Source organism: Pseudomonas sp. GW822-FHT06D10, from assembly GCF_058799535.1.
Genome location: NZ_JBXALN010000002.1, coordinates 727,969 through 740,328, shown reverse-complemented (window position 1 = coordinate 740,328; position 12,360 = coordinate 727,969). Strand labels below are relative to the sequence as shown.

At 65.3% G+C, this 12,360-nt stretch carries 12 protein-coding genes; 7 read left to right on the top strand and 5 right to left on the bottom strand.

The window, feature by feature from the left end:
• Nucleotides 1–3: 3 nt before the first annotated feature.
• Nucleotides 4–825 (bottom strand): ABC transporter permease, encoded by an 822-nt coding sequence (locus tag AC1RL5_RS08965; protein WP_015634466.1) that lies wholly within the window; start codon nt 823–825, stop codon nt 4–6.
• A 222-nt stretch (nt 826–1,047) separates the two neighbouring features.
• On the bottom strand, nt 1,048–1,947 hold the full coding sequence (locus AC1RL5_RS08960) for a LysR family transcriptional regulator (protein WP_011059718.1): 900 nt from the start codon (nt 1,945–1,947) through the stop codon (nt 1,048–1,050).
• 106 nt (nt 1,948–2,053) lie between these two features.
• Between AC1RL5_RS08960 and AC1RL5_RS08955 the strand changes: the two genes are divergently transcribed.
• The 7 genes from AC1RL5_RS08955 (at nt 2,054) to AC1RL5_RS08925 (ending at nt 9,836) form a co-directional block, all read left to right on the top strand.
• Nucleotides 2,054–2,683 carry a cysteine dioxygenase family protein gene (locus tag AC1RL5_RS08955; protein ID WP_492589243.1) on the top strand — a complete coding sequence of 210 codons (630 nt, stop codon included), beginning with the start codon at nt 2,054–2,056 and terminating at the stop codon, nt 2,681–2,683.
• Nucleotides 2,680–4,263 (top strand): rhodanese-related sulfurtransferase, encoded by a 1,584-nt coding sequence (locus AC1RL5_RS08950; protein ID WP_072451084.1) that lies wholly within the window; start codon nt 2,680–2,682, stop codon nt 4,261–4,263. Before AC1RL5_RS08955 ends, AC1RL5_RS08950 begins: the two co-directional genes overlap by 4 nt.
• Nucleotides 4,264–4,513: 250 nt before the next feature.
• Nucleotides 4,514–5,062 (top strand): RNA polymerase sigma factor, encoded by a 549-nt coding sequence (locus AC1RL5_RS08945; RefSeq protein WP_072451085.1) that lies wholly within the window; start codon nt 4,514–4,516, stop codon nt 5,060–5,062.
• Nucleotides 5,059–6,021, top strand: coding sequence for a FecR family protein (locus AC1RL5_RS08940; protein WP_072451086.1), 963 nt, complete (start codon nt 5,059–5,061; stop codon nt 6,019–6,021). The genes AC1RL5_RS08945 and AC1RL5_RS08940 overlap by 4 nt, the downstream gene beginning before the upstream one ends.
• Before the next feature lie 122 nt (nt 6,022–6,143).
• The gene (locus AC1RL5_RS08935) at nt 6,144–8,705 is read left to right on the top strand and encodes a TonB-dependent receptor (RefSeq protein WP_072451087.1); all 2,562 of its coding nucleotides are present in this window, start codon (nt 6,144–6,146) and stop codon (nt 8,703–8,705) included.
• A 210-nt stretch (nt 8,706–8,915) separates the two neighbouring features.
• The gene (locus AC1RL5_RS08930; protein WP_239692734.1) at nt 8,916–9,206 is read left to right on the top strand and encodes a hypothetical protein; all 291 of its coding nucleotides are present in this window, start codon (nt 8,916–8,918) and stop codon (nt 9,204–9,206) included.
• A gap of 9 nt (nt 9,207–9,215) precedes the next feature.
• Entirely contained in the window at nt 9,216–9,836 is a 621-nt protein-coding gene (locus tag AC1RL5_RS08925; protein ID WP_492589242.1) for a hypothetical protein, read from the top strand.
• Nucleotides 9,837–9,839: 3 nt separating this feature from the next.
• On the opposite strand, the gene AC1RL5_RS08920 is transcribed toward AC1RL5_RS08925, so the two are convergent.
• Genes AC1RL5_RS08920 through AC1RL5_RS08910 form a run of 3 tightly spaced genes read right to left on the bottom strand, consistent with a single transcriptional unit; the run spans nt 9,840 to nt 12,351 of the window.
• Entirely contained in the window at nt 9,840–11,048 is a 1,209-nt protein-coding gene (locus tag AC1RL5_RS08920) for an ABC transporter substrate-binding protein (protein WP_072451090.1), read from the bottom strand.
• Nucleotides 11,048–12,055 (bottom strand): CobW family GTP-binding protein, encoded by a 1,008-nt coding sequence (locus tag AC1RL5_RS08915; protein ID WP_492589241.1) that lies wholly within the window; start codon nt 12,053–12,055, stop codon nt 11,048–11,050. The genes AC1RL5_RS08920 and AC1RL5_RS08915 overlap by 1 nt, the downstream gene beginning before the upstream one ends.
• Nucleotides 12,052–12,351 (bottom strand): hypothetical protein, encoded by a 300-nt coding sequence (locus AC1RL5_RS08910; RefSeq protein WP_011059708.1) that lies wholly within the window; start codon nt 12,349–12,351, stop codon nt 12,052–12,054. Before AC1RL5_RS08910 ends, AC1RL5_RS08915 begins: the two co-directional genes overlap by 4 nt.
• Between the last annotated feature and the right edge of the window lie 9 nt (nt 12,352–12,360).

Genomic DNA, 12,360 nt, shown 5'->3' with positions numbered 1-12,360 from the left:
GGGTCAGTTCCTGATAAAGGTCGGGCGCCAGGCCAGGGCGCAACGTTCAAGGCCGCGCACCAGCCCGTCGATGCCCAGGCCGAGCACGCTGTAGACCAGGAGGCAGATGACGATCACGTCGGTGCGCATGAAGTCCCGCGCGTCGTTGACCAGGTAGCCGATACCGGCGCTGGCGTTGATCTGCTCCACCACCACCAGCCCCAGCCAACTGATGCCGAAGGCATAGCGCAGGCCGACGAAGAACGCCGGCAGGGCCCCGGGCAGGATCACGTGGACGATCAGTTCCCAGCGTTTGAGGCCCAGCAGGGTCGCGGCCTCCACCAGCTTGGGATCGAGGCTGCGAATGCCGGAAAACAGCGTGAGGTAGATAGGAAAGGTAGTGCCCAGGGCGATCAGCGCGATCTTCGGCGTCTCGCCCACGCCGAACCAGAGAATGAACAGCGGCACTATGGCCAGGAACGGCAGGGTGCGCAGCATCTGCATGGGGGAATCGATGGCGAGCTCGCCGCGCCGGGACAACCCGGCCACCAGGGCCAGGAGCGTGCCCAGGCTGACGCCGATGGCCAGGCCACTGAGGGCGCGCTTGAGGGACACCCACAGGTGCCCGGCCAGTTCGCCGCTGCCGAGCATCTGCCACAGGGTGCCGCCGATGGTACTGGGAGCGGCGATGATCCGCGCCGGCAACAGCCCGCTGCGCGAGGCCAGTTCCCACACCAGCAGAAGCAGCAATGGGCTGACCAGGCGCAGCAGCAGGTTGCCCAGGAGCTGGTATCCGGGGCGCTCGGCCCAGCGACGGGACGAGGTGAGGGGGGCTGGCGCAGGCATCGCAACATCCTTATTTCAGCGCGTTCGAGCCCCATGCTAACTACATAAAAAACGTCCGTGAAATTCGTTTTGGTTCTAACTTAATATACAAAAATTGCATTCAATGATTGCCAAGACATGCAAATCAATAATCAAAAACAATCCGAAGAAGCCGGCTTTCCGGCGAACAGCCCCCTGAGGTTTGCGCCGGCCTAGAGGGCGCCTTCGCTGGCAAGCCAGCTCCTACGGCGCAGCCTTGCCGACGCGGGCGGCGACCATCTCGCCGAACATGCTCACCGGCTCTTGCAGGTTGCCGAGGAACCGCGGGTGGACCAGCCACAGGTCGATCACCGGCTTGAAGTCGCTGACCGGGACGATCTCCAGCTTGTCCCGATGGCTGCTGTTTTCCAGCAGCGGCAGCGGCACCAGGCCATAGCCCAGGCCATTGGCGATCAACCCCAGTTGCAGCTCGGTGCCGAAGGTTTCCAGGTTGATCTGCAACGACAGCCCCTGTGCGCTCAGCGCCCGTTGCAGGCCGGCACGAAAGCCGCAGCCGTCCGGGTTCAGCACCCAGCCGCGCTGGTAACAGTCGGCCAGTTTGCACGAGCGCTTGCGCACCTCGCCCTTGGCCGCCACCACCACCAGGTTCATGCTGCCCAGGGAACGGCCCACCACCCCTTCGGGGAAGACCTTGCCAGCGGGAAACAGCGCCGCCACCACATCCAGCTCACCGTTCTCGACCTTGCTCAACAGGTGGCTGCCCCAGCCCGTGGCCACCGAGGTCTGCAACTGCGGATACAGCGCCTTCAACTGGCTCAGGGCATCGAGCAGCACCACATCGCCTATGGTCTGCGGCACGCCGATGCGCAGGGCACCACTGGGGGCGCCGTCATTGGCCACCAGTTCATTCAGCGCGTCGATGCTGCGCAGCACTTCCAGGCACTGGCCATAGACCCGCAAGCCCATGCTGGTGGGCTTGAGCGGCTTGGTGTTGCGGTCCAGCAATTCCACCCCCAGGGCTTCCTCGAAATTCTGCACCCGGCGGGTAATGGCTGGCTGGGTCAACTGCAGGGCATCGGCCGCCTGGCTGATGGTCTGGCAGCGGATTACCGCCACGAACGCATTCAGATCATCTATCTTCATTCTTTTTTCGCATAATAAATGACTGGAAAAATGTTCGATAAGAATAATACCTTTTAGCTCGCCCGTGTAGTTCGCGTCATTTGCCTTGTGTCCACGGAGGGAGCCCATGCCCCACAACGCCACGACAGTCGCCATCGAATCAGCCAACTTCGCCCGCCTGCGGGACTTTATCGCCGCTCTGGCCGAGCTGCTGGACAGCCATCCCGATGAAGCCCGGGTGCTGGACCAGGGCGCCGCGCTGCTGCACCAGCTGGTGAGCCAGGACGACTGGCTGCCCGCGGCCTTCGCCCAGCCGGATCCGCAGCGCTACCAGCAGTTCCTGCTGCATGCCGACTCGCGCCAGCGCTTCTCCATCGTCAGCTTCGTCTGGGGCCCTGGGCAGCGCACACCGATCCACGACCACCGGGTCTGGGGCCTGATCGGCATGCTGCGCGGCGCCGAGGACAGCCAGGGGTTCGAACGCCTGGCCGACGGCCGCCTGCAGCCTGCCGGCGCGCCGCTGCGCCTGGTGCCGGGCCAGGTGGAAGCGGTGTCGCCACGCATTGGCGACATCCATCAGGTGAGCAATGCCCATGCCGATCGGGTATCCGTCAGCATCCATGTGTATGGCGCCAATATCGGTGCCGTGCAGCGCGCCGTGTACGACCTGGACGGCCAGGAAAAACCCTTTGTCTCCGGCTACTCCAACCATTTGCTGCCTAACCTCTGGGACTTGTCGAAGGATCCCCTGCAATGACCGATTTCCCGACCCGCAGCCCGGCACAGATCCGCCAGGCCCTGCTCGACCGCCAGGAGCTGGCACTGATCGATGTGCGTGAAGAAGCGCCCTTCGCCGAGGCCCACCCGCTGTTCGCGGCCAACATCGCGCTGTCGAAACTGGAGCTGGAGGTGTATGCGCGCATCCCCCGCCGCGACACCCCGATCACCCTCTACGACCAGGGCGAGGGGCTGGCCCAGCGCGCCGCCACGCGCCTGCGGCAACTGGGCTACAGCGATGTCGCCCTGCTGGCAGGCGGCCTGGAGGGTTGGCGCAGCGCCGGCGGCGAGCTGTTCAAGGACGTCAACGTGCCGAGCAAGGCCTTTGGCGAACTGGTGGAAGCCGAGCGCCACACTCCTTCCCTGGCCGCCGAGGAGCTCCAGGCACTGCTCGACCAGCAGGCCGACCTGGTGGTGCTCGATGCCCGGCGCTTCGACGAATACCAGACCATGAGCATCCCCGGCAGCACCAGCGTGCCCGGGGCCGAACTGGTGCTGCGGGTGCGTGAGCTGGCCCCCGATCCCCGCACCCGGGTGGTGGTCAATTGCGCCGGGCGCACCCGTAGCATCATCGGCACCCAGTCCCTGGTGAATGCCGGCATCCCCAACCCGGTGGCGGCACTGCGCAATGGCACCATCGGCTGGACCCTGGCCGGGCAGAAGCTCGAACACGGTCAGAGCCGGCGCTTCAAGGCCATCAACGAGGCCCAGCGGGCCCCAGCCCAGGATGCCGCTCGGGCCGTGGCCGACCGCGCCGACGTGGCACGCATCGACCTGGCCCAGTGGCGGCGCTGGCAGGCCGACCCCAAGCGCACCAGCTACCTGTTCGATGTGCGCACCCCGGAGGAATTCGCCGCTGGCCACCTGCCCGGCGCCCGCTCCACCCCCGGTGGGCAACTGGTGCAGGAAACCGACCACTTCGCCAGCGTGCGCGGTGCGCGCCTGGTCCTGGTGGACGACGACGGCGTGCGCGCCAACATGAGCGCTTCCTGGCTGGCCCAGATGGGCTGGCAGGTGGCGGTGCTGGACGGCCTGCGCGACAGCGACTTCAGCGTGCGCGGCCCCTGGCAGGCGCCACTGCCGGACACCTCGCCGGCCGAAGAAATCAGCCCCCGCACCCTCGCCACCTGGCTCCAGGAGCCCGGCACCCTGGTACTGGACTTCACCGCCAGCGCCAACTACGTGCAGCGCCACATCCCCGGCGCCTGGTGGGCATTGCCCAGCCAGTTGCAGGAAGCCCTGGCCCAGTTGCCACAACCGGAGCGCTATGTCCTGACCTGCGGCAGCAGCCTGCTGGCGCGCTTCGTGGTGCCGCAGCTGCAGGCCCTGACCCAGCGTCCGGTGTTCCTCCTCAGCGGTGGCACCGCGGCCTGGATCGAAGCCGGCCTGCCCGTGGAAGAAAGTCGCCAGCAACTGGCTTCACCCCGGATCGACCGCTACCGGCGCCCCTATGAAGGCACCGACAACCCGAAAGAAGCCATGCAGGGCTACCTGGACTGGGAATTCGGCCTGGTGACGCAGTTGGGCCGGGATGGCACCCACGGCTTCTTCGTCATCTGAACCGCTTCGCTGGCAAGCCAGCTCCTACAGTCCCCGCCTCTGCACTGTAGGAGCCGGCTTGCCGGCGAAGAGGCCGCAGGCCGGGCATCGCTCGCAAGGGCACCCTCGCGGGCAGCCCGCTCCTGCAAGGAGGGGTATTTCGGGCGCGCAGGCGGTGCTGGTGGATCATCAATCGCCCGGATGACAAATAGCAATAATTCTCGATATCATTCGCGACCTTGTGCTCACCGCGTCGTCAAGAAGGATATCCATGTCTCGCTCCAAGCCCGACTCTGCGTCGGCGGACTCTGTTCGCGGGTTCTATGCGGACATCCTGCATTTCCTGCGTAAACGCACGGACAACGCCAGCGACGCGGCGGACATGACCCAGGACGTGTTCACCCAATGGCTCGACTACCGTGACCGGGCCCAGGTCGAACAGCCCCGGGCCTTCCTGTTCCAGATGGCACGCAACCTGCTGCGTGATCATTGGCGGCGCCAGCAGGTACGCTCCCGTGCTCAGCAGGACGGGCACCACGAGCAAAGCCTGGACAACGAACCCCTGGCCGACGAGCAGCATGAGCCCCTGCCCGCGGCCCAGCGCCTGCAACGCCTGGAACAGTTGAAAGAAGTCCTCGCCCAACTCTCGCCGCGCCGCCGCGAAGCCCTTATGCTGCACCGCTTCGAAGGGCTGAGCCAGACGCAGATCGCCGAGCGCATGGGCATTTCCGTGAGCATGGTGGAAAAACACATCGCCTTTGCCCTGCTGCACTGCAAGCAGCACCTACAACGAGAAAACGGCAAGGAGCAGCCTGAATGACCCGCTTTTCCGGCACCCACAACGACCTCGACAGCGAGCAGATCGACGCCGAGGCCGCCAGCTGGTTCGCCCGCAACCGCAACGACCCGGACCGCGCCACGCGCAAGGCCTTCGATGCCTGGGTCAGCGAGCCGGCCCACGCCCGGGCCTATGCCGAGTTCGAAGAACTGTGGGTCGATCTTGCGCAATTGCAGCAACTGGGCCGGCCCATTCCCCTGCCCCGGCGCAAGCCCGCCCCCTGGCGCCCGGCCCTGGCGGCGGCCGCGGCGGTGCTCTGTGCGGTGCTGGCAGTCAACCTGGGCACGCCCCAGGGGCCCTACATCCAGCAGGTGGCGATCCAGGAAAAGGGCGCCCGCGCCTTCAAGCTGCCCGATGGCAGCACCCTGTACGTCAACGCCAACACCCAGGTGAAAGTGGATTTCAGCGCCCAGCAGCGTGATATCTACCTGCAACAGGGCCAGCTGTACCTGGAAGTGGCCGCCGACAAGGAGCGCCCGCTGTGGGTGCACAGCGGCGCGGCCAAAGTGCGGGTGGTGGGCACCGCCTTCGACGTGCGTCGTGGCCAGCGCCAGCTGGTGGTCAGCGTCGCCCACGGCCAGGTGGCCTTCAGCCCGGACGGCAAGCCCGGGGAGTTGACCCTGCTCGGCGCCCGCCAGCAAGCCACCTATGACCTGCACAAAGGCACCCTGCGCCAGCAGACCCTGGACAGCGATGAGGTCGCGGACTGGCGCAGCGGGCACCTGGCCTTTCGCAACCGCGACCTGGCCAGCCTGGTGGATGAGTTGAACCTGTATCGGCGCCAGCCGGTGCAACTGGCCGAGGGTTCTCTGGGGGCCTACAAGGTCTCGGGCAACCTCGATGTCAACGACCCCGACGCCCTGATCAAGGCACTGCCCGTGCTGATTCCGGTAAAAGCCGTACCCCTGGCCGACGGCCAGCTGAGGCTCGAGGCTCGTTGATCCAACCCATATGAGAATATTTTGCATTCGCATATGAGGTTTTTTTTCACTGCCGCGTCTTCCTCCCGTCTGCGATCTGTACGCAGCGCTTTTTTGGCCTTTAAGCCGCTCTGGGGGAAGTCATGTTTCGCGCGCTCTTGCCTGTTCCGTTAGTCCGTACCCGCCCTACCCTGCTCGCCGCCTGCCTGGCATTCAGCCTGCAGGCCTACGCCGGGCCGCTGCATTTCCAGTTGCCGGCGCAGCCTCTGGCCGCGTCCCTGAGCCAGATCGCCCAGCAGGCGAAGATCCAGCTGCTGTTCGATGAGCAACTGCTGCGCAACGCCAAGGCTCCGGCCCTGCAGGGTGACTACAGCCCGGAAGAGGCGATTCGCACCTTGCTGCAGGACGGTCGGTTCAACCTGGTGAAGGTCGACAACACCTACATCGTGCGCCCCGCCGACACCAACCTGAGCAGTGGTTCGGCCCTGCAACTGGGGGCCATGAGCGTGATCGGCAACGGCACCGAAGTGGACTCCTCGAGTGTCGGCCGCTCGACCCTGAACCAGGCGGAAATCGATCGCCACCAGGCCACCAACGTGGTCAGCCTGATCGACACCCTGCCCGGCGTGAGCCTGGGCGGCTCGCTCAAACCCGGCGGCCAGACCATCAACATCTGGGGCCTGGGGGATGCCGAAGACGTGCCGATGAGCGTTGATGGCGCCACCAAGAGCGGCTTCGAACGCTACCAGCAGGGTTCGGTGTTCATCGAGCCGGAGCTGATCAAGCGCATCGAAGTGGAAAAAGGCCCGCACTCCCCCGAGACCGGCAACGGTGGTTTCGGCGGCACCGTGCACATGGAGACCAAGGACGCCCCGGACCTGCTGCAGGAAGGTCGCAACGCCGGCGCCATGGTCAAGTACGGCTACAGCAGCAACAGCCATGAACAGGCCTATACCGGCGCGGTGTACGGCCGTACCGATGATCACCGCTTCGATGCCCTGGCCTACTGGACCAAGCGCGACGGCGACGACATGAAGATCGCCAGCGCCCAGCCCGACCCGCGCAACGCCTACCCGATCAACCCCAAGCGCCTGCCCAATACCGCCCAGGACATGGAAGGCGAGCTGTTCAAGCTGAACATGCAACTGACCGACGAACATCGCCTGGGCTTCAGCTACATGCGCTCCAACAGCGACATCTGGGCGCCCTTCTCGGCCAAGAGCTACCCGACGCCACCGAGCCAGAGCGACATCAACAAGTACGGTTATGACGGCGCCACCCGCCGCTTCCTGGCCCAGCGCAATACCATCGACACCACCTGGATCGCCAAGTACCAGTACACCCCCGTGGACAATCCATGGATCGACTTCGAGGCCAAGTACTCCGACTCCACCACCGACCAGACCGACGAACGCGGGCCGAACGCCTTCTTCCAGCCTACATCCGGTGGCCGCAAGATCACCGTGGGCTATGACGACAAGATCCTGGCCCTGAAAAACACCAGCCGCTTCAGCACCGGCCCGCTGGAACACGCGCTGACCAATGGCATCCAGATCCGCAAGCACACTCGCGAAGTGGACATGTGGATGCCGGGCAAGACCTATGAAGTACCCAAGTACAACTACGGCCACTACCAGCCTGGCTTCATGCCCCACGGCAAGGTCGACAACAATGCCTTCTACATCCAGGACGCCATCACCCTGGGGGACTTCACCCTGACCCCGTCCCTGCGCTACGACCATGTGCGCAACCGCGGCGAGAAGAACGACGCACCGTTCTACAACAGCCCCGACCCGGTGGCGGGCCACGATTACGGCGACAAGACCTACACCGGCTGGTCGCCTCGGCTGTCGGCGTTCTGGACAGTGACCCCGCAATTCGCCCTGTTCGCCGACTACAGCAAGACCTGGCGCGCGCCGGTGATCGACGAGCAGTACGAGGTCCAGTCGGCCGCTTCCACCCGTTCCGCCACCAGCCGCGACCTCGACCCGGAACGCATCACCGCGTTGCGCGCCGGTAACATCACCAGCTTCTCCGACGTGTTCACCCAGGCCGACCGCGTCCAGGTGCGTACCACCCTGTTCCACAACACCATCAAAGACGAAATCATGAAGAACCTCGGGATCGGCTGCCCCGAGCAACTCACCAGCGGCAAGAGCATCAGCCAGGTGTGCAACCAGCCGACCATCGGGGTCTATCGCAACATCGGCGACCTGACCATCAAGGGCTTCGAGGTGGAAAGCTTCTACGACTCGACCTACCTGTTCGGCTCCCTGTCCTACTCATGGATCACCGGCAAGCATGAAGGTGCCTACACCAACCCTTGGGGGCCGAACGTCTGGGCCCGGGACATCCCGCCACGCAAGTGGGTGGCCAGCCTGGGAGTGAAGATTCCACAGTGGGACGCGCAAGTAGGCTGGCAGGGCCAGTGGGTACGCCAGACCGACCGGGTGCCCAGCGACATCTATGCCAGCGGCCCGGCCAGCGTCCTGGGCGACTCCGCCTGGGACCAGTACAAGAACGACCGCTACAACGTGCACGGCCTGTTCGCCAACTGGAAACCCCAGCAGCCTTACCTCAAGGGCACCGAAGTCAACTTCACCCTGGACAACATGTTCAACCGTGACTATCGCCCACCACTGAGCGGCGATAACGCATCCAGCCTGGGGCGCAACGCCAAGATCAGCGTGACCCGCTTCTTCTGAGGGCAACTGGCTGCGGTGCATCGGACGCACCGCAACAGGCCAGCCGTTGGCCATCACGGATGTATTGCAAGCCGTTAGCCAAGCCCTGCCGCCCGCACCCGTCGGGCTAAGATCGACTCCCCTCTGAACACCGCTGAAATGCCTTTGGGCGCTTTCAGTCAACTTCCCATTGATTATGTACGACACTTGTCGTACAACCGAGAAGACGTCATGGACAGAGGCTTCAGGAAGGTCAGGCGGGACCTGATCAATGCCTTACAAAGCGGCCACTATCTGCATGCCGCGCGCGGCTCGATCGAGGTCAAGAACCTGCTGGCCACCGGCGAGATCTCGACCAGTCAACTGATCCAGGTCGTAGGCGCCTGCAAGGGCCAGGACCACAGTTGCAGCGCCCACCACAGCGTCCCGGGCATCGCGGTCCACGTGCTGAAAAAGGCCGGCTGGTACATCAAGTTCTACTTTATCGAGCCAGATGCGTGGTTCATCAGCGTTCACCGATGAGGGCATCCCATGAAACTCTTTCTGCAAGGCGACCGGGGCAAGGCGCTCTGCGAGCATTGCCAACAGGTCGTCGGCATCACCTACCTGCGACGCGACGTCCCTTTCAGCGACGGCCATGGCCTGGCCCGGGACATCCTGGTGGGGGTTTGCGACCTCTGCGCCACGGTGGTGGCCATCCCGCCCCAGTCCACACCGGCGATCAAGGAAGCGCGCAAGCAGTCATTGACCTCCATCGAGGCGCGGCTGCCGGCGGTCTACCTCGATGTACTGGATGCGGCGATGCACTGCGTGGCCCCGGATGCCGGAGTGCAGATGCGCAAACTGTTCCTCGGCTACTACTTCAGCGCCCCCGCGGCGTCTTCCCTGGAGCAAGTGCACAGCGGCTTCGTCGCGTACCTGGCCGAGCAGGCCGAGGCCCGCCAGTGGCCTGCCGTGCAGGTCATGAAACGCCTGTCGCTGAAGGTCAACCACTATGTGGCCGAGGATCTTGCGCGCCTGCTGCAAGCCACCCGGATGACCCAGACCGAGCTGCTGAAAGCGCTGATCGCGCAGATGCGCCTGGATGTGCTCGAAGGCGGCAACCCCGCGGTGATCGCCGACCTGCGCCAGCTGGCGCGCCTGGGGCTTTGACCTTCAGCCTTTGCCCCGGCCCGCGACCCGCCCCGCCCGCAGGAAATCCCCCCAGCGCCGCACCAGGTAGTTGTGCTCGTCCATCACCGAGTTCCACACGGCGATATGCCCCATGCGCTGCTGGTAGGAACCGCCATCGCGGGTCTCGCCGATATCGATCAGCGGTTCGCCGTCGCTGCCCGGCAACTCTTCCCGGGCCGGTTTGCCGGCGTACCAGTAATCCCACTCGGCGCTGCTCAGGTGATCGCGGGTACGCGCCGGGTTGCCGATGTAGTAGCCCTGGCGTGCCATCACCGCACCGGGCCAGCCCGACAGCCACCAGTTGAGGTAGGCATAGGCTGCATCCAGCACCGCGCCCTTGGCGTGGCGCGACAACGACAGCCCGCCGAACCAGGCGCGGTAGCCTTCCTTCGGCACTGCCAGGCGGTATTTGACCCCCGCCCGGTGCAGGCGCATCAGCGTCGGCGACCACAGGCTCTGGATATCGATGCGCGGGCTGAGCATCAGTTGCGCGGCCTCTTCATCGTCCGACCAGAACGCCGCGAAGTGCCCTTCACGCTGCTTGCGCACCAGGATCCCTGCCAGCCGGTCGATCTCTTCGATGCTCAGGTTGCCGATGTCCTTGAAGGCTTCCAGGCCACAGCCCTGCACCGCCAGGGCGGCGTCCAGGGCACCGATCGCCGCATCGCTCTGCAAGGCAATGCGCCCGCTCCAGGCCGGCTCGAGCAGCCAGCCCCAGCTTTCGTTGGCGCTGGAAAAACCCGCCGGCAGGCGCTCCGGGCGGTAGGCGAAACTGTCGGCGTTGTGGGTCAGCGGCAGCATGCTGATGCGCTCGCTGGCCGTACTGCCCAGGCTACCGTCGTGCTGCACATAGAGCCGTTCGCTGGGCACGCTGCCACTGCCCAGGCGATCGTCCGGCGACAGGCGCCCGCGCTTGGGCAGGTCGTTGATCTCGTGCCACAGGGCAATGCGCCGGGTATCGATGGGCTGGATCGCCTGGGCCGGCCAGACAAAATCGACGTTGTGAAACCACTGGTCATAGAGGTCGTAGCTGTCCGGCTGCATCACCGCGATGCGCTGGGCCTGCTCCACATCGTGTACCTGATACACCAGGCGGATGCCCAGGTCCTGCTCGGCGCGCACCCGCAGGGATTCGAGCAGGGTCACCGAGGTGCCCAGCACCCGCAGGGTGACCGATTGCGTCGCCGCCATCAGGCACCCTCCCCGGCGGCCGGGGCGAAACTGCGGGCGAACACTTCGAAGGAGCGGCGCAGTGGTTCGGGCTCCAGCCCGCGCAGGATAAACACCAGCCGCGAGCGATGGTCGGCACTGGGCCAACGGGGCAGATGCACGGGTGCGTGCAGGCAATGCTGCACGCCATGGATGACGATGGGGGCCTGGTTGGCGTTGATGTTGAGCAATCCTTTCACCCGCAGAATTCGTTCGCCGTGGCATCTTAGCAGCATCGACAACCAGACCCCGAAGCCCACCCAATCCAGGGCTTGCTCGAACTCCAGGCTGCACACTTGCGCCGCGCCATGCTGTGGCGCAGCCGCTTTGAGTGGCCCCTGCAACTGCCAGCGCGCCACTTCCCGCTCTGCCGTCGCACCGCGCAGCCCCTCCCCCAGCAACAGCTGATCGCCACTCTGGATCGACTGGGTCAGCAACAGGGGCGCCCCGGGATTGAGCCGCTGCAAATGCTCGCGCAACGCCGCCTGGGTTGCTTCGTCGACACAATCGGTCTTGCTCAGCAGCAAGCGATCCGCGGCCGCCACCTGGGCCAGCCACTCCGGGTGCAGGCGCTCCTGCAACGCCGCGTGGCTGGCATCCACCAGGGTCACCAGCAGGCCGATGTGCACCCGCCCGCGCAATTGCGGATCGTTGTTCACCGTGGCCAGGATCGGCGCCGGGTCGGCCAGCCCGGTGGTTTCCAGCAGCACCCGGCGAAAGGCCGGAACCTCGCCCCGGCTACGCCGCGCCAGGAGCGCCAGCAGCGCCTCTTTCAGTTCGCCGCGAACCGAACAGCAGACACAGCCGCTGGGCAGCAGCACGGTGTCCGGCGCCACCTCCTGCACCAGCAAATGATCGATGCCGATATCGCCGAACTCGTTGATCAGCAGCGCCGTGTCCCCCAGGCTCTGGTCCTGCAGCAGGCGGTTGAGCAAGGTGGTCTTGCCACTGCCGAGAAACCCGGTGATGACGTTCAGGGGCAGGCTCATGGCTGTTGCTCCAGGTGCTTGAGGATCACAGGGTCAAGTGGATCGAGGGGCCGGCCGAGCATGGATTCGGCCAGGCTCCACAACTGCTCCAGGCCGCTGGCCAGTTCCTGGCGGCCGGTAGCCCCCAGCAGCAGATAGGCCGAGCCCTGGAAGTCTTCGACCTTGAGCCGCAACGGCACCAGTACCCGGTTGATCGCGGCGATTCTGCGCAAGCGTTCGCGACGCCGGGGCAGTTCATCCCCCAGCGGATCGCTCCAGTGCACGTCTTCGCCCAGCAGCCCGCATAACCCGCACATGTTCAGCCC

What these genes read in the sequence shown, in the direction of transcription:
- AC1RL5_RS08965 (WP_015634466.1), bottom strand. Translation starts at nt 825, where the DNA reads ATGCCTGCGCCAGCCCCCCTCACCTCGTCCCGTCGCTGGGCCGAGCGC.
- AC1RL5_RS08960 (WP_011059718.1), bottom strand. Translation starts at nt 1,947, where the DNA reads ATGAAGATAGATGATCTGAATGCGTTCGTGGCGGTAATCCGCTGCCAG.
- AC1RL5_RS08955 (WP_492589243.1), top strand. Translation starts at nt 2,054, where the DNA reads ATGCCCCACAACGCCACGACAGTCGCCATCGAATCAGCCAACTTCGCC.
- AC1RL5_RS08950 (WP_072451084.1), top strand. Translation starts at nt 2,680, where the DNA reads ATGACCGATTTCCCGACCCGCAGCCCGGCACAGATCCGCCAGGCCCTG.
- AC1RL5_RS08945 (WP_072451085.1), top strand. Translation starts at nt 4,514, where the DNA reads ATGTCTCGCTCCAAGCCCGACTCTGCGTCGGCGGACTCTGTTCGCGGG.
- AC1RL5_RS08940 (WP_072451086.1), top strand. Translation starts at nt 5,059, where the DNA reads ATGACCCGCTTTTCCGGCACCCACAACGACCTCGACAGCGAGCAGATC.
- AC1RL5_RS08935 (WP_072451087.1), top strand. Translation starts at nt 6,144, where the DNA reads ATGTTTCGCGCGCTCTTGCCTGTTCCGTTAGTCCGTACCCGCCCTACC.
- AC1RL5_RS08930 (WP_239692734.1), top strand. Translation starts at nt 8,916, where the DNA reads ATGGACAGAGGCTTCAGGAAGGTCAGGCGGGACCTGATCAATGCCTTA.
- AC1RL5_RS08925 (WP_492589242.1), top strand. Translation starts at nt 9,216, where the DNA reads ATGAAACTCTTTCTGCAAGGCGACCGGGGCAAGGCGCTCTGCGAGCAT.
- AC1RL5_RS08920 (WP_072451090.1), bottom strand. Translation starts at nt 11,048, where the DNA reads ATGGCGGCGACGCAATCGGTCACCCTGCGGGTGCTGGGCACCTCGGTG.
- AC1RL5_RS08915 (WP_492589241.1), bottom strand. Translation starts at nt 12,055, where the DNA reads ATGAGCCTGCCCCTGAACGTCATCACCGGGTTTCTCGGCAGTGGCAAG.
- AC1RL5_RS08910 (WP_011059708.1), bottom strand. Translation starts at nt 12,351, where the DNA reads ATGTGCGGGTTATGCGGGCTGCTGGGCGAAGACGTGCACTGGAGCGAT.